The 15986-nt window shown below is 65.4% G+C and carries 18 protein-coding genes; 6 read left to right on the top strand and 12 right to left on the bottom strand.

From position 1 onward, the window contains the following. Positions 1–2: 2 nt before the first annotated feature. From FBX97_RS25405 to FBX97_RS25430, 6 genes are read right to left on the bottom strand one after another with little or no spacing between them, the layout of a single operon-like run. Positions 3–431, bottom strand: coding sequence for a nuclear transport factor 2 family protein (locus FBX97_RS25405; RefSeq protein ID WP_141837957.1), 429 nt, complete (start codon positions 429–431; stop codon positions 3–5). Positions 432–442: 11 nt separating this feature from the next. After that, positions 443–1669: a gallate dioxygenase gene (locus FBX97_RS25410; RefSeq protein ID WP_141837959.1), complete on the bottom strand. Its 1227-nt coding sequence runs from the start codon at positions 1667–1669 to the stop codon at positions 443–445. Positions 1670–1673: 4 nt separating this feature from the next. After that, positions 1674–2393, bottom strand: coding sequence for an alpha/beta fold hydrolase (locus FBX97_RS25415; RefSeq protein WP_221631872.1), 720 nt, complete (start codon positions 2391–2393; stop codon positions 1674–1676). Positions 2394–2409: 16 nt separating this feature from the next. After that, a complete protein-coding gene (ligK, locus tag FBX97_RS25420) occupies positions 2410–3093 on the bottom strand; it encodes a 4-carboxy-4-hydroxy-2-oxoadipate aldolase/oxaloacetate decarboxylase (protein ID WP_141838151.1) in 684 nt (227 codons plus the stop codon). Between the two features lie 15 nt (positions 3094–3108). Then, entirely contained in the window at positions 3109–4134 is a 1026-nt protein-coding gene (locus FBX97_RS25425) for an amidohydrolase family protein (RefSeq protein WP_141838153.1), read from the bottom strand. Positions 4135–4142: 8 nt separating this feature from the next. Next, on the bottom strand, positions 4143–5285 hold the full coding sequence (locus tag FBX97_RS25430; RefSeq protein ID WP_141837963.1) for a 4-oxalomesaconate tautomerase: 1143 nt from the start codon (positions 5283–5285) through the stop codon (positions 4143–4145). Between the two features lie 138 nt (positions 5286–5423). Between FBX97_RS25430 and FBX97_RS25435 the strand changes: the two genes are divergently transcribed. Further along, entirely contained in the window at positions 5424–6641 is a 1218-nt protein-coding gene (locus tag FBX97_RS25435) for a LysR family transcriptional regulator (protein WP_141837965.1), read from the top strand. Between the two features lie 186 nt (positions 6642–6827). After that, positions 6828–7235, top strand: coding sequence for a lysozyme inhibitor LprI family protein (locus FBX97_RS25440; RefSeq protein ID WP_141837967.1), 408 nt, complete (start codon positions 6828–6830; stop codon positions 7233–7235). Positions 7236–7321: 86 nt separating this feature from the next. Here the strand turns inward: FBX97_RS25440 and FBX97_RS25445 are convergent, their stop codons facing one another. The 3 genes from FBX97_RS25445 to FBX97_RS25450 form a co-directional block, all read right to left on the bottom strand. Continuing rightward, positions 7322–7573: a hypothetical protein gene (locus FBX97_RS25445; RefSeq protein WP_141837970.1), complete on the bottom strand. Its 252-nt coding sequence runs from the start codon at positions 7571–7573 to the stop codon at positions 7322–7324. 46 nt (positions 7574–7619) lie between these two features. Then, positions 7620–7934, bottom strand: coding sequence for a hypothetical protein (locus FBX97_RS29745; RefSeq protein WP_185748749.1), 315 nt, complete (start codon positions 7932–7934; stop codon positions 7620–7622). Between the two features lie 104 nt (positions 7935–8038). Then, positions 8039–8941 carry an AraC family transcriptional regulator gene (locus tag FBX97_RS25450; RefSeq protein ID WP_141837973.1) on the bottom strand — a complete coding sequence of 301 codons (903 nt, stop codon included), beginning with the start codon at positions 8939–8941 and terminating at the stop codon, positions 8039–8041. A gap of 298 nt (positions 8942–9239) precedes the next feature. Here FBX97_RS25450 and FBX97_RS25455 point away from each other — a divergent pair, with 298 nt between their 5' ends. Next, complete coding sequence (locus tag FBX97_RS25455; RefSeq protein WP_141837976.1) at positions 9240–9935, top strand: DUF2306 domain-containing protein; 696 nt, start codon at positions 9240–9242, stop codon at positions 9933–9935. Here FBX97_RS25455 and FBX97_RS25460 read toward each other — a convergent pair. Then, on the bottom strand, positions 9884–10441 hold the full coding sequence (locus FBX97_RS25460; protein ID WP_255517631.1) for a nuclear transport factor 2 family protein: 558 nt from the start codon (positions 10439–10441) through the stop codon (positions 9884–9886). The genes FBX97_RS25455 and FBX97_RS25460 overlap by 52 nt on opposite strands. A 39-nt stretch (positions 10442–10480) precedes the next feature. Here FBX97_RS25460 and FBX97_RS25465 point away from each other — a divergent pair, with 39 nt between their 5' ends. The 3 genes from FBX97_RS25465 to FBX97_RS25475 all read left to right on the top strand — a co-directional run bounded on the left by FBX97_RS25465 (position 10481) and on the right by FBX97_RS25475 (position 12473). Beyond that, a complete protein-coding gene (locus FBX97_RS25465; protein WP_141837979.1) occupies positions 10481–10843 on the top strand; it encodes a helix-turn-helix domain-containing protein in 363 nt (120 codons plus the stop codon). A gap of 112 nt (positions 10844–10955) precedes the next feature. After that, the gene (locus FBX97_RS25470; protein WP_141837982.1) at positions 10956–11384 is read left to right on the top strand and encodes a DUF2501 domain-containing protein; all 429 of its coding nucleotides are present in this window, start codon (positions 10956–10958) and stop codon (positions 11382–11384) included. 156 nt (positions 11385–11540) lie between these two features. After that, a complete protein-coding gene (locus tag FBX97_RS25475; RefSeq protein ID WP_141837985.1) occupies positions 11541–12473 on the top strand; it encodes an SHOCT domain-containing protein in 933 nt (310 codons plus the stop codon). A 6-nt stretch (positions 12474–12479) separates the two neighbouring features. On the opposite strand, the gene FBX97_RS25480 is transcribed toward FBX97_RS25475, so the two are convergent. Together FBX97_RS25480 and FBX97_RS25485 are read right to left on the bottom strand one after the other, a co-directional pair. Further along, positions 12480–13406: a transglutaminase family protein gene (locus FBX97_RS25480; RefSeq protein ID WP_141837987.1), complete on the bottom strand. Its 927-nt coding sequence runs from the start codon at positions 13404–13406 to the stop codon at positions 12480–12482. Further along, on the bottom strand, positions 13403–15964 hold the full coding sequence (locus tag FBX97_RS25485) for a circularly permuted type 2 ATP-grasp protein (RefSeq protein ID WP_141837989.1): 2562 nt from the start codon (positions 15962–15964) through the stop codon (positions 13403–13405). Before FBX97_RS25485 ends, FBX97_RS25480 begins: the two co-directional genes overlap by 4 nt. Between the last annotated feature and the right edge of the window lie 22 nt (positions 15965–15986).

The following is a 15986-nucleotide window of genomic DNA, read 5'->3' on the forward strand; positions in this document are numbered from 1 at the left end:
GGTCAGATCGAGAACGAGCCGCGCCGCTCGGCGAATTTCCAGCCGTTTTCCGTGAGGCTGAACCTGTCGTGGAAGACGCCGGGCACCGGCGCTTCTGCGGGGCCCGGCGTCGCGCCTTCCTGGGCCGGCCTTTTGGTGGACAGCAGCAGGATGCGCGACTGCGCATGCGCGGACGTGGCGTCGTCGACGGTGACGATTACGTCGGTGCAGAGGTGGAAGGTCATCACGTCGGCTGGCCGCTTGCGGAAGGCGGCGAGGATGGCGTCATGGCCGGCGATCGCCTTGTCCGGCGCCGAAGGACGGAACAGCAGGGCGTCGGGCGTGAACAGCGCCGCCAGTTCCTCGAAGCGGCGCCCGTCGTTCAGGTAGGCGTATTGCGCGATCAGGCGGGTGCAGGCGCGTTCGATGGCTGCGTGGTCGTCGATGTGCATGCTCATTGTTCTTACGCCGATTCCGGCACGCGCCGCGTTTTCAGGAAGTCTTCTAGCGTCTCGCCGCGCATGCTGGCGTAGACGGCCAGGTTCGATATCTTGACCACGCGCGCGAATTTTTCCAGCACAAAGAAACTCACGCCATAGCGGATCAGTCCCAGCCAGTCCTGGCCGGTCACCAGGGCACGCTCTTCCTCGTTCAGCTGCAGCTCGTCGAAGGCGGCGTTCAGGTCGCGCGCCACCAGCGCGCGGAAGGCCGGCTCCCGATGGCGCCAGAAGAAACGGTTCAGGCGCGCCGCGTGCAGGCTGGCGTTCAGGTCGAACGGATAGGTGCCTTCGAGCGCATCCAGGCCGGCCAGTTGCGGATTGCCGTGCACCGGCGCGGCGGGCGCCTGGCCGTCGCCGGCCTGTTCGTAGATCGCGACCGCCATGTTGGTGGTGGTGGCCAGGTAGTGGTTCTGGTGGATGCAGCGGATGTTGTCGTTCAGGGCGCCGCGCATCGCCAGCCACATGATCACCTCGGCGCTTTCGGCGCCGCCCAGTTCCACCAGCTCGGCGTGGCGCATCCGCGCCAGTTTTTCGGGATCTTCGACGATCAGGCGCAGGAATTCCTCGTCCCACTCGATGTTGTTGAAGCCGGTGCGCTCGCCGTGGATCTGGTGCGACAGGCCGCCGGTGCCGACGATCGCCACTTTCAGGTCTTCCGGATAGGATTCGATGGCGCGCCGCACCGCCTTGCCCAGCTTGTAGCAGCGCGCGGCTGTCGGCAGAGGATACTGCAGCACATTGATCGCGATCGGCACGATGGCGCCGGGCCAGGCCGGTTCGTGCGGCCACATCAGCGCCAGCGGCGAGTTGCAGCCGTGGTCGAGCGGGCGGTCCTGGAATACTGCCATGTCGAATTCGTCGTTGACCAGCGATTCCGTGACGTGGATCGCAAGCTTCGGATGACCCTGGATGTCGGGCAGCGGACGGCGCCCGGCGCCTTCGTCGGCCATCTCGAAATTCGGCGAGATGCCGACCGCAAAGGTCGGGTAACAGTCGAAGAAGAAGCTGTTCGCGTGGTCGTTGTAGAAGAACAGCAGCACGTCGGGCTTCTGTTCTTCCAGCCATGTCGCGACCGGCTTGTAGCCCTCGAACAGCGGGGCCCAGGCCGGGTCGTTCTGCCGCTTCCTGTCGTATGCGAGTCCGATGGTGGGAACGTGCGACGTCCCGATACCGCCAATGATCTTGGCCATTGAATCATGTCTCCTCGTAGGTTGTCGTGGGCAGCGCCAGCCATTCCTGCAGCGCCTGCAGCACCGCGCCGGGTGCTTCCATCATGACCATGTGGCCGGCGCCGTCGATCAGGCGCAGCTGTGCACCGGGCACCAGCGCCGCCATCTGCTCGTGGCGCTCCGGCGGGCTCCAGCCGTCTTCCTCCCCGCAGATGATCATGGTCGGGCAGGCGATGCGCTTCAATACGTCGGTCGCATCGGGTCGTCCGAGCAGCGCGCGGGTCTTGCCGGCATAGATCGGGGCCGACATCCGTCCCACCATGTCCACGACCGCCTGGACCAGTGCCGGATCGTCGCGGTTGGCCGGCGCCAGCATCGGCAAGCCCCAGCTCGCGGCGATCGAGGCGATACCTTCCTTCTGCGCCTGGTCGACCAGCACGGCGCGCTTTTCGGCCTCGCCGGGCGCCGCCGGCTCGTAACCGGTGTCCAGCAGCGCCAGCCGCTCGATGCGCTGCGGCGCGCGCCGATAGACTTCCAGCGCCACCCGTCCACCCATCGAGTGGCCGGCCAGCGCGAAGCGTGCCGGTGCATCCACCAGCACCTTGTCGGCCATGGCCTGCATCGAATCCAGGCCTTCGAAACTGATCACGCGGACATCGTAATCCGCTCCCAGCGCGTGTGCCTGGGCTTCCCAGACGACGCTGTCGCACAGCAGTCCGCACAACAGATAGACGACTTTTTTCATGGCCTCGTCCATCCCGTCAGTCGATGTATTTCAGCCCGGCCCTGGCGAGCGGCTCGCGCATGCTGTACATGTCGAGGCCGAGCACGCCGGATGCCAGCTTGGCGCGCTTTTCGCCTTCCAGGTCTTCGCGCTTCTGCGCGACGTCGGCCACGCGCACGGCGTCCGCAGCCGGCACCACCACCACGCCGTCGTCGTCGGCCACGATCGCGTCGCCCGGGTTGACCAGCGCGCCGGCGCAGATCACCGGGATGTTGACCGATCCCAGGGTCGCCTTGATGCAGCCCTTGGCGCTGATCGCCTTGCTCCACACCGGGAAACCCATCTCCTTCAGCACGCGCACGTCGCGTACGCCGGCGTCGATGACCAGGGCTCTGGCGCCGCGTGCCATGAAACTGGTGGCGAGCAGGTCGCCAAAGTAACCGTCGGTGCACTCGGCCGTGATCGCCGCGACGACGATGTCGCCCGGCTGGATCTGCTCGGCGGCCACGTGCAGCATCCAGTTGTCGCCCGGGTGCAGCAGCACGGTAACGGCGGTACCGGCGACCTGGGTGCCGGCCTGGATCGGACGCATATAAGGTTTGAACAGGCCGACCCGGCCCATCGCCTCGTGCACGGTGGCGCTGCCCAGTGTGCCCATGCGTTCGGTCGCATCGCGGTCGGCACGCTCGATGTTGCGCTTGACGACGCCGAGCTGGTTGATCAGGGGCGTGCTCATTCATTGTCCTTTCTGGGTCAGGGCGGCGTCCAGGAGGGTAAATACGCGGCGCGCATTGCCTTCGAAAATCTGGAAGCGGTCTTCATCCGACAGCGCGGCGGCCTCGATGTAGCGCCTGGTGTCGTCGTAGTAGTGGCCGGTCTCGGGATCGATGCCGCGCACGGCGCCGATCATCTCCGAGGCGAACAGCACGTTCTTGGTCGGGATGACCTTGGCGAGCAGGTCGATGCCCGGCTGGTGGTAGACGCAGGTGTCGAAGTAGATGTTGTTCAGCAGGTGTTCTTCCAGCAGCGGCTTCTTCATTTCCTGCGCCAGGCCGCGGAAACGGCCCCAGTGGTAGGGCACGGCGCCGCCGCCGTGCGGGATCAGGAACTTCAGGGTCGGGAAATCCTTGAACAGGTCGCTGGTCAGGCACTGCATGAAGGCGGTCGTGTCCGCGTTCAGGTAATGCGCGCCGGTGGTGTGGAAACACGGGTTGCAGCTGGTCGAGACGTGGATCATCGCCGGGATGTCGTACTCGACCATCTTTTCGTAGATCGGGTACCAGTGGCGGTCGGACAGCGGCGGCGCGGTCCAGTGGCCGCCCGAGGGGTCGGGGTTCAGGTTGATGCCGACCATGCCGTATTCCTTGACGCAGCGTTCCAGCTCCGGGATGCAGGTGGCCGGGTCGACGCCGGGCGACTGCGGCAGCATGGCCGCGCCGATGAAGTTGTCCGGGAACAGCCGGGACACGCGGTAGCACAGTTCGTTGCAGATCGCGGCCCAGGTGGCGCTGGTCTCGAAGTTGCCGATGTGGTGGGCCATGAAGCTGGCGCGCGGCGAGAAGATCGTGAGGTCGGAACCGCGCTCGCGCATCAGGCGCAGCTGGTTGGTTTCGATCGACTCGCGCAGTTCGTCGTCGCTGATCTTCAGGTCGGACGCACGCGGACCGAGTTCCGGCGTGTTCAGGTTGGCGATCTGCCGGTTGCGCCAGTCTTCCAGCGCCTTCGGCGTGGTCGTGTAGTGGCCGTGGCAATCGATGATCAGGGGCTTCTTCATTGGCTGTTCTCGTTCAGGGAGGAGGCGGGCACCAAGACTTCGCCGCGCATGATGGGACGCGCCGTGCGCAGCAGGGCGGCGCTGGCGACTTGTTGTGGATCGTGGGCGTCGAGTTCCAGCTCGACGCTGAATTCGCCGGTCGGGTGTTCCACCGAGATGGTGCGCTGCGCACCGCTGCCGGCGCGGGCCAGGCCCTCGGTCACCGAGCCTTCCAGCACGCAGGCCGTGGCCACGGTCACCGCCGCCAGCACGCCGATGGCGTCGTGGCACACGTGCGGAATGAAGCAGCGGGTCGACACGGTGCCGCCGGCCGTGGGCGCGGACACCAGGCACATCTTCGGGTAGTTCTTGCTGCCGACGTCGCCCAGGCCCATGGCCGGGCCGACCGCCAGGCGCAGGGCTTCCAGCCTGGCCTTGAGCGCCGCGTCGGCATTCAGCTCGGCCGCGCTTTCGCGTCCGCTGATGCCGAAATCGGCCGCGCGGACCAGCACCATCGGCATGCCGTTGTCGATCAGGGTGGCGTCCACTTCGCGCGTGGCGCCGTCGGCGGTCGCGTACGACACCCGATCCAGCGTGTGTCCGGTCGGGAGCAGCGCCGGGCAGACCGACCCGGCGGTGTCGAGGAAGTTGATCTTGACCGGCGACGCGCTGCCCGGAACGCCGTCGATGCGGGTGTCGCCGGCGTAGCGCATGCGGCCGCCCGGCGTCTGCACGGTGACGTCGCACTGCATATTGGTGTTCAGGGTCAGGATGCGCGCGGTCGTGGTGTCGTCGCCTGCCTGCACCAGGCCGCGCTCGATGGCGAAGGGCAGCACCGCGGCCAGCATGTTGCCGCAGTTCGGGGTGGTGTCGACCTTGTCGGACTCGGGCTGCAGCTGCGCAAACAGGAAATCCAGATCGACGCCGGGCGTGGCGCTGCGGCTGACGATGCCGGCCTTGCTGGTCAGCGGATGGGCGCCGCCCAGGCCGTCGATCTGGCGCTTGTCGGGCGAACCCATGACGGCCAGCAGCACCCGGTCGCGGCGGGCGACGTCGGCCGGCAGGTCGGACGCCAGAAAGAAGGGACCGCGGGAGGTACCGCCGCGCATCAGCGTGCAGGGCAGGGGACGATAGTCGTCGATGTTGGTCTCGTCAGGCATGTCGGGATGGGGGCCAAGTTCGGATAATGCCCAGTATCGGCGCGCCAGTGCGCATCTGGGTTGCCTTATGCGCGCAAATTGTTCGAAAATACTTATCGGGTGTTCCGCGTACGGACGGAACCGCTATCCTCCCTGTCCATGCCGGCCATTCAACTTCATCATCTGCGCGCATTCCAGCTCGTGGCCGCCACCGGCGGCATCCGCCGTTCTGCCGACGTGCTGTACCGGGCGTCGAGCGCCGTCACGCGTTCCGTCGCCACGCTGGAAGCATCTCTGGGTACCCAACTATTTGAACGCAAGGGCAGAGGCATGCTGCTGACCGCGGCCGGCGAGGTGGTGCGCCTGCGCACCCAGATCATCGAGGCCGAGTTGCGCGAGGTGCGCGACGACGCCGCCCGGCTCGGCGCGCGCGAAGGCTACCTGGTCAGCGGCATGGATGCGCTGTTCAACGAACGCCGCCTGCAAGTGGCGACGATGCTGGCCGACGTGCACCACATGCCGACCGTGGCGCAGGGGATGGGCATGTCGCAGTCCGCGGTCAGCCAGGCGTTGGCCAAGCTGGAGGAGGGCCTCGGCCAGAGCCTGTTCCGCCGCACCGCACGCGGCATGCTGCCCTCGGATGCGGGCAGCCGCTGGATCGTGCGCTTCAACCGGGTGCTGGTCGAACTCGATCACATCCTGGCCGACCTGGCGGCGCTGAACGGCGTGCTCGAAGGCGTGGTCACGGTCGGCGCGTTGCCGCTGGCGCGCACCCTGGTGCTGCCGGCGGCGATTGCCTCCCTGGTGAAAAAGTACCCGCGCGTGCGCGTGCGCTCGCTCGAAAGCCCGTACGAGGAACTGGCGGCCGGCCTCCTGAGCGGCAGGGTCGACTTCGTCATCGGCGCGCTGCGCGAGTCGGCGGGGCGGGAGCTGGAACGCACGGTGCTGATGCAGGACTCGAGCGCGGTGATCGCCCGCGCCGACCATCCGCTGGCGCGCAAGCGCGCGCTGTCGTTCGACGACTTCGATCCCTATCCGTGGGTGCTGTCGCGTGCCGATGCGCCGCTGCGCAAGTCGCTCGACCAGTTCTACCGCGAGCATGGACGGACCCCGCCGCAGGCGGCTGTCGAAACCGGCGACCTGGCGCTGCTGCGCGGCTTGCTGCTGTCGTCGGACATGCTGACGGTGCTGTCGCCGCATCAGCTGCATTATGAAATCGCGGCAGGGCAGCTTGCTGTGCTGCCGTTTCACGCGCCCGGCCTCTCGCGCCAGATCGGCGTGACCACCCGCGCGGGGGCGCACCTGTCGCCGGCTGCCAAGGCCTTGTTGGCCGAACTGAAAGATGTGGCGGCCGCCGTACAGACAGCCCATAAGTAAATTCGAGCGCGTTCGGTGGCCGAGAGTGTCCGGACCTTGGTTGAAAAGTGGAGTTCAGGTCAAAGTCTGCTGTAGGTGGGAAGCGGACGCTACAATACGTCGGCAAGCGGCCGAAACCGGACATTGCCAGGTACTCATCCCCAGGACCACAGACAAAACGTTACAGGAGTTCTGAATAAAGGATAAATGATCAAGCACATCGTTTTACTCATTGTTTTGCCTGTGCTATTTCAGAGCGTTTCATGGGCTGACAGCAGTCCAGTGTGCGGTGCCAGAAGCAACCAGGTGGCGCTGAATGCATGTGCAGACGCCGAACTCGCCAAAGCAGACAAGGCTCTCGACCTTGCCTACCGATCAGTCGTAACTCGAATGGCGGACGACCCTTTATTTTTGAAAAACCTTGGCGCTGCCCAGGCAGCCTGGCTGGCATTTCGCGATGCAGAGCTGAAAGCACGTTTCTCATGCTCTGAAGAGAGCGTTCAACAATGCTGGGGAAGTATGTATCCCATGCTGTGGAGCGCCCGCAAGGCTGAGCTAACAAAAGAAAGAACGCGACAACTTCGCCAAATTCTGAAAGACGGACCTGGGCAGTAGTCGAGCCTGAACGGCCTGGAATGGCCAGAAGCAGGCCGTCTGGTTGTCATTGCCGAGAATTGGATAATTGCTGTTCCGTAGTCGGTCTATCCAGGCAGCTGGCCGCGCTGCATCTTGACTTCCTGCATGAATCCTTCGAATTCAGCAGTCGTCTCGATGCGGCGCACGGCCTGGTCATTGCTGTCCTCGATGGTAAAAGTACCGTTCCGCTCCAGAACGCCCAGGATGGTAGCCCGAACATTCGCAAGCGACGTATCGCTCCCAGTCGTGACTAAAGCGGTCCAGGTGTCCTCGGCAATCGAGACGTCGTGTTCCAGAAAATTCAGTTCGAAGTTCATCGTAAATCTCCTTTGAATAAAACTTGTTACCAAGTTGGTGCACTGCTCATGGTTGTCGGGCAATGTCTGGCGTCGGCCAGTTCAACAAGGCCGCGACGCGCTGGATTACCCACCGTAATAATGGTGGTTCGCCCCATCCAAGCGCCTCGACCAGACGACACGATTTCAACAGGATGTCGATCGGCCTGACAGACCGGTCCGACTCCATCTGCACTTGAGCACACTCGCTTGCGAGTTGCAGTGCAAGTTCCTCGCATATATTCCAGGTCATGCAGCGATTCCAGTGCGACCCACCGGGTTCGTATGGAAAATCGAATGGAACAGCGGTGTCATCAGTTTTGGCTGCGCGCTGTTGCGTCATGCTGCTTCTCTTCAATAACCGAACACGGCCCGTGATACTGTATAAATGTACAGTGCCGGCGTATGCTAGCAATCTTGTCGCAGCGCTACCCCTCGCGCGAGGTCTTATGACGCTTTACGTACTTTGCGCGGCGATGCACCGAGAATGCGTTTGAACGCTGCACCGAAGGCACTGTCCGACGCGTAGCCGAGCGATGTTGCGACGCGGCTGATGGTGGCGCCTTCGACGGCCAGGCGCTCATAGGCCAGCAGCATGCGCCATCGTGTGACGTAAGCCATCGGTGCCTCACCCACCGTCGCGGCAAAGTGCGCGGCGAATGCCGAGCGCGACATGCCGGCGGCGGCGGCAAGCAGTGCGACGGTCCAGGGGCGTCCCGGTTCGGCATGCAGGGCGCTGAGCGCGGTGCTCAGCTTCCTGTCCTGCAGCGCATATAACCAGTTGCCCCGGCCCTGCGCGGCGCCGTCGAGGTGATGGCGCAGGGCTTCGATGAGCAGGGCCTGCGCCAAATGGCTGGCCATCAATTGTCCGCCCGGCCTCGGGCAGCGCAGTTCTTCCATCAGCCGTGCAATCGATAGTCGCAAGGCTTCACCTGCGCTAGAGGCGACGTGCAACACCTCCGGCAACATGGCGAGCAAGATACCGGCATGGGTATTGGCAAAGCCAAAGTAGCCGCCCAGCCCGGCGCAGTCGATGCCGGTCCCGATCCGCGCTACATTCCCGGGGCCGACTACCGTCAATGCCTCGGCAACATCGACCGGCTGTTGTTCCAGGTCGCTGCATAAACGGAAGGCAGTGCTGCCCGACATCATCACCACATCGCCTTGGCGCAACCGGCGCCGGCCGATCGGCGCATCGCCGTACAACCAGCAACTGCCCAGGCTGATGGCGAAGCACTTCAGCGAGCCGTCGGCGGGGTAATGGAGCGACCAGCTTCCGCCCGCTTCCAGGCCGCGAAAGGCGTAGTCGGTAGGACGCAACATCGACAACACATCGGACAAGGGATCCATCGATCAGGCCAGCGCGAGCATGCAAACCACCCATGATATCCGCTCGCGATGGCGTCCGGCGATTGTCACCAGCGTACTCGGCAAATAATTCTCAAGATGCTATTTCTGGACGAATGCGACGAACTCAGCGAGTTTTGCGCATTCTCATCCATTCATCTCTCCATAAAATGTGCGTTCTTCATCTCGGAGCGCATTATGCAAGAGACTGTCAACGACGCCCGGCACAGCGCGTCAAGGAACTGGACTGGTGGCACTCAGCCACGCCCGATGGGCTGGTTACCTTGGAGGGCGAAATAAGATGAGCGCGACAGCAGGCGCATTCAACAGGAAACCGGGATCGGCGTTATCGAAAGCGGTGCGATACGGCGGCGCGCTGCTCGGCGTGTGTGTTGGATTGCTTTCCTATCGCTATATCGTGCAAGTCGGACCAGTGCCGGCCAATGTGCTCGCCAACCGGTTCTTCGACCACTGGATCGTCGTGCATGCCGGTGCGGCGTCGACCGCCCTGATACTGGGCGCCATGCAACTGTCGAGCGTCGTGCGGCAGCGCTGGCGTGGACTGCATCGCGCGAGCGGGCGGGTGTATGTGGCGTCTTGCATCGCCGGCGGTGCCTCGGCAATGGTCCTGGCGGCGGGCGTGTCCACCGGCCCGGTAGCGGCGTGGGGTTTCGGCGCGCTCGGTACGCTGTGGCTCTACGCCACGATGCAGGGCTTGCGCAGCGCGCGCGCACGCGATTTTTCGCGACACCGGGCCTGGATGATCCGTTCCTACGCGCTGACGTTTGCGGCGGTCACGCTCAGGATCTACCTGCCGCTGTCCCAGATTATCGGTATCGATTTCGCCTTTGCCTACCGCTGCATCGCATGGCTGGCGTGGGTGCCGAATATGGTCATTGCCGAAATCTATCTCCGGCAACGTGGGCCGGGGCTGCGTGCTGGCAGTCAGCCCTTGCCCGCGCCCAGTTGTTCGAGCCACACGGACCGCATGTTGTAGCAGTGGAAGGCCTTGACCTTTCCTCCCTCCATGACGAACACGTCGCAGCACGGTACATCGAACCGTTTGCCGGTGGCACGCAGCACGCCGCCCGGGATCGGGAAATCGCCCGCATGGGTGCCTTGCAATCTGAGTTCAACAATGATGACGCCATCTGCTGCGGAATACACCTTCAGCAGTTCACGGTGAAAATCCGGAAAGGTCGATGCCAGACCTTCGAGCGGCTGACGAACCTCGGCCCCGGTCCATTTCTGGCCCGAAGACATATCCAGAAAATACCCGTCTTCGGCGAAAAGGGCGACGAACCTTTCCAGGTTCAGGCTCGCACCTTCTGCGACCGCATAAAGCTCCCTGATGATTTCTTCGTTGGTTGACATACTGGTTCCCGGTGAGGTCGCAAGGAATGCGAGAGATAAACAAGACGCCATGACGATATTGGGCGTGCCATCGCCGTGTTCGCCGTCGGCGCAAGAGCAGACGAAATGATTGTAGGGTCGTAGTTTCATCTACACTAGTACCTACCAAAAGGTAAGTATGGAGAAAGTATGGAACCGGTGTGCGGCCTCGATGTGGCACTGCACTACATCGGAGGGAAATGGAAGCCGCTATTACTGTTCTATTTGCAGGGGTCGCCGCGGCGTTTCGGCGAACTCAAGCGCCTGGTAAGCGGCATCAGCGAGAAAGTCCTGATCCAGCAGTTGCGCAGCCTGACTGAAGACGGAATCATCACGCGCCATGACTTCATGGAGGTCCCGCCGAGGGTGGAGTACACGATCACCGATTTTGGACGGACGCTCGCGCTTGCGTTGCAGCCCTTGTGTGAGTGGGGGAATCGCAACCGTGCGCACATCCACGCGCCGGCAGTTTCCGCAATGGACGATGAAACATCCGCGGGTAAAGCAGGCTGACCCCGGCACAGGTCTCCACGTCCACGCCCGAGCCTTCTTGATGGCCAGTCACCGTCCGCTATGCTGAGAGCATGTCATCGGCGCATGTCGTCGCCCTTGCATTGGGAGACAAATGATGAAACCTTCACTATGGCGGTATGCCGGACTGGCGCTGGCAGTCGCGCTGCCGGCGGCAGGCGCGCTGGCCCAGATCGACAGCCTGCTGGGCAAGGGCGAGCGCGGCGGTGACCTGAAAAGCATCGCCGGCATGGCGGGCGCCCCCATGACGTCCGGCAGCATCGGCAACGTCGCCGGCTTGCTGCAATACTGCATCGGCAACAATTATCTGAGCGGCGAGGGCGCGAGTTCGGTCAAGGACCAGTTGCTGGGCAAGCTGCCCGGCGGCGAGCGCACCCAGGACCGGGGCTACACCGACGGCATGAAGGGCTTGCTGCGGGGTAGTAACGGCAATGCGATGGACTTGCGCGGCGGTGGCGTGAAGGCCGAGCTCACCAGGAAAGCCTGCGACACGGTCCTGGCGCAGGCGAAATCCTTTCTCTGACATTCCGCGGCGGCGTGGCATGCATGGCCACGCGCCGCTTGTTGCGGCTGAGCGTGAAAGCGGACGCAGTATCGTTGTGCTATCTTGGCATGCCGGTTGCCCTGCCCGGGCGGCCATGCTTTGCAGCAGCAACGAATTCAACGTCAGGAAACTAATATGCGGCAACTTTCTCCCGCCGGACAGCAGCTCATCGACGACATCGCCAAGCGCTACGGCTACAGCACCGAGGCGGTCCTCGGGATGCTGCAAGCCGTCATCAACGGCAACGGCCGGATGGCCCAGTTCAACCATCCGGAGTTCTCGGGCTCGGGCCAATGGATGAGCGGCGGCATGACCATGGTGTCGGACATGTTCAACAACTCCCTCAAGGCCAGCATCGACAAGCTGTGCGCCGAACTGGCGCAACTGGTGGCAACCCAGCCCGACCTGCTCGGGAGCGGCAGTTTCCAGTCGCAGCAGCAGGGCGGCCAGCAGCAGGCCAGCCATGGCGCCGGCCGGGATGACGTGGCGTGGCACCAGGCGGCGGCCGGCAGCGGCGCCAGCCTGTTCGTCGCACCCGCGCCGGGCGGCGCGGCCGACTGGTGGGGACCTGGCCTGGGCCGCCCCGACAGCACCGGCGCCCAGAACGGCGTGCGCTACGCCTATTTCGCCCAGGCCCGCCGTTTGGCGATCGACGTCAACGGCAAGGTCACGGTCTACGACACCCAGGATCACCGGATCGGCGGCTTTTCGCAGCAACAGTCGCTTGGCGGCTCGCTCGGCTTCACCAGCCAGCACGGCCTGATCGACGTGGCGAAGCTCCCCGTGGTGTCGGTCGACGGCGCCGCGCCGGCGGTGCCACCAAGCCAGGCAGCGCCGGCAGCATCGCCAGCGCCGGCAGTATCGCCAGCGCCAGTAGCGTCGCCACCGTCAGCGGCGTCGCCGGCGCCCGCACCGTCCGCCGCGGCAGCGCAGCCTGCGAATGCCGTCAATGCGGCCGGCATGGACATCTTCGCGATGATCGACAGGCTCGCCGAACTGCGCAGCCGGAATATCCTGACCGAAGCGGAATTCAACGCCAAGAAGACGGAGCTGCTGGCGCGCCTGTAGCGCGCTTCAAGCTTCGCCCGACAGCGGCAGCGGCGTCACCGTGACTTCCACGGCCAGCGTCTGCATGCCGCCGCCGAGCACCACGCCGCGCATCGGGGTGACGTCGCTGAAGTCGCGGCCCCAGCCCAGCGTGATGTGTTCGTGCTGCACCAGGCAACGGTTGGTCGGATCGAAGTCGACCCATCCCAGCGCCGGGCAGAACACCGACACCCAGGCATGCGACGCGTCGGCGCCGACCAGGCGCGGCTTGCCGGGCGGCGGGTGGGTCAGGATGTAGCCGCTCATGTAGCGCGCCGGCAGGCCGATGCTGCGCAGGCAGCCGATCATGAGCTGGGCGAAGTCCTGGCAGACGCCGCGGCGGTTGCGCAGCACCTGTTCGAGCGGCGTCGAGATCTCGGTGGCCTTGCTGTCGAATTCGAAATCGTCGAAGATCCGCTGGGTCAGGTCGAGCGCCGCGTCGAGTTGCGGCCTGCCGGGCGTGTAGCTGTGGCGTGCATACGCTTCCAGCTCGGGGAACACGGTGACGTGCGGCGACGTGTACAGGTAGCGGCACGCCTCCAGCGTGGCGGCGCTTTTTTCCTTTCCCATCATGTCGCGCACGCTTTCCCAGGGCAGCGTCCCGGCGATCTGCGCCAGGGCGGGGCGCGGGCGCAGCGCGACCGTCGACTCGGCATGCACCAGCAGGCTGTCGTGCGGCTGGGTGAGCGCCACATGGCGGGTGTGGTTGCCGAAGTAATCGACGCCGTCCTGGCTGTCGCTGACGGGCGGGTCGAGCCAGATCAGGTGCGATTCAGTCTCCTGGAACGCAAACGAACGCGGCGTCATGTGCAGGTATTGCTGCGACAGGCTGACCGTGCTCTGGTAGGTATAGCGCGTTTCATGCACCACGCGGTAGCGCGCGCACACGTCGGCGCCCGGCCTCGGATCGTTCATGCGCGCTTCCTTTCCACGCCCTTGCTGCCGCCGTAATTGAAGAACTGGATGCCGAGCTGTTCGTACAAAGCCGCGCTGGCGGACTCGATCCGGGTCAACAGGTCGGTCAGCATCGCATTCCCATGGTTCAGGTCGGCGTCCGGCCGCAGCGCGACCAGTTCCTGCTTCAGGGGCAGCAGCAGGTGGGCGCCGCAGGGGCCATGGGTGTGCGCGATCTTGTCGAGGGTGCCCAGGATGCCGTTGATCTGGAACAGCACCGAGCGCGGATTGGTCTCGTCGCACAGCAGCAGGTCGAGCACCGGCAGCCATTCGGGCTGGGTCCGGTAACGCACGCGATAGGTGATGCTGCTGTCGGACAGCTCCAGCAGCCAGTCGAGGTTGCCGTTCTCGTCCATGGCCAGCGCACGCTGCAGCACCAGGCTCTGGAATTGCAGCCGCTCCAGGCGGCGCCCGAGCGACATGAAGCGCCAGCCGAGGTCGCGCGTCATGCCGTCGAGGGCGAAGCCGGCCAGCGTCATCAGTGCAGTAGCTGCTTCGTCCAGGATGGTCATCACTTCCGACTGCGACGGCCGCTCGCCGCTGACGGCGGCCGGTTGCGCCATCCGGCTCAGGGCGCGCCAGTTGTCGGCCGAGAAGCGTTCGTGCAGCTGGTCCGCGAGCCGGTGCAGCTCCTGCTGCTGGCGCGCCAGTCCCGGGACCGCCGGCGAGACCACCGCCTGCAGCAGGGCCGCTTCGATCGCGGCATCGGTGAAGATGCCGGCGCGGCGCACGCCCGGCGCCGGCATGATGGTCTGCACGTCGATCAGCTGGAACCAGATGCACAGCGCCTCGACGGTCGGCCATTCGGCGCCGCGCTCGTCGACGCGCACGTTGAACAGGATATTCAGGGCGACGCGCAGCAGGCGGCCGATATTGTCGCAGCGTTCCGCATGGCGCCCGAACCACAGCAGGTTTTCCGCCGTGCGGCTGGACAGGCTGGTGTCTTCGCGCACCAGGTCTTCACCGCGCACGCGGCGTTTGTGCATGCGGTGCGGCTCGGCGCGGGCGCGCGCCTGTACCCAGGTGTCCTTGCTGGCGCCGCCCTTCTGGATCGTCAGCACGCGCGCATCCGGCCCGGTGGCGACGCGGGTCAGGCCGCCGGGCATCACCACGTAGCCTTTCGGGGTGGCGCAGGCATACACGCGCAGGCCGACGGCGCGCGGCCTCAGGCTGGGCGAGGCGCCCGGCGCCGCGCCGTCGGTCCACACCGGCGCCAGCGACAGCCGCACCACTTCCTGGGCCACGTAGTTGTCCGGATTGGCGCGCAGCCTGGCGATGAAGCCGGCGCGCCCGGCGTCGTCCAGGTCCTGGCCGAACACCGCGAACGGCGGCAGATGGGGAAAGGCCGGCTTGATCACCAGCCGGTCGAGCCCGGCGATCACGGCTTCCAGCGCGGCCGGCTCGCCGCACCACCAGGTCGCCACCGAGGGCATCTTCAGCGGTTCGCCCAGCAGCCGCTTCGACAGCGCCGGCAGGAAGCCGAGCAGGGCGCCCGAGTCGAGCAGGCTCGAACCGAGGCTGTTGGCGACCAGCACATTGCCGCGCCGGGCGGCCTGGGTCAGCCCCGGCACGCCCAGCAGGGCGTCCTGGAGCGTGTTCTGCAGCTCCAGCGGATCGCAGGCCGCATCGTCGACCCGGCGCATGACCACGTGGACCCGGTGCAGGCCGTCCAGGGTCTTCAGGTAGACCACGCCGTCGCGCACGGTAAGGTCGTCGCCCTCGACCAGCGGCAAGCCGAGATAGCGCGCCAGGTAGGCCTGTTCATAATAGGTTTCGGCGGCCGGGCCCGGGGTCAGCAGCACGATCAGCGGCATTTCGCCTTCGCGCAGCGGCGCCGGTGCGTCGCCCTCGGCTGCGCACAGGCGGCCCCAGTGCACCAGGCTCTCGTGCATGCTGCGGAAGAACGCCGCCGGCGAGCGCACCTTCAGGTGGCGCAGCAGGTCGGGGAAGATGGGCGTCATGATGGCGCGGTTTTCCAGCGCATAGCCGGCGCCCGAGGGCGCCTGGGTGCGGTCGGCGATCACCCACCAGCGGCCGTCGGACGCGCGCGCCAGGTCGACCGCATAGAAATGCAGGGCGATGTCGTCATGGTGCCGCATGCCGTGGCAGGGGCGCAGGAAACCGCCATTGCCGTGCACCAGCGCCGGCGGCAGCAGGCCTTCGCGCAGCAGGTCCTCGTTGCCGTAGACGTCGCACAGGATCTTGTTGAGCAGCGTGGCGCGCTGGACCACGGCCGCTTCGATCGCGCTCCATTCCTCGTGCGGCAGGATCAGCGGCAGCGGGTTCAGGTCCCATGGCCGTTGCCGGCCGCCGGCGTCGCCCTGGACGTTGTAGGTGATGCCGTTTTCGCGCACCTGGCGCTGCACCGCTTCGCGGCGCTGGCGCATCAGGTCCGGCGCTTCGTTTTCCAGGCTGGCGAGCAGGGCGCGCCAGTGCGCGCGCGGCACCCCGGCCGCGTCGAGCATTTCATCAAAACCATCCGGTGCGCCCAGATAGTGGTCAAGTAGTCGATTCGGCATGGGCGCGGCTGCGGCTGCGGTA

Origin of the sequence: Herbaspirillum sp. SJZ107, from assembly GCF_006715485.1 — a bacterium.
In the GTDB taxonomy this organism is placed as follows: Bacteria; Pseudomonadota; Gammaproteobacteria; order Burkholderiales; family Burkholderiaceae_D; genus Telluria.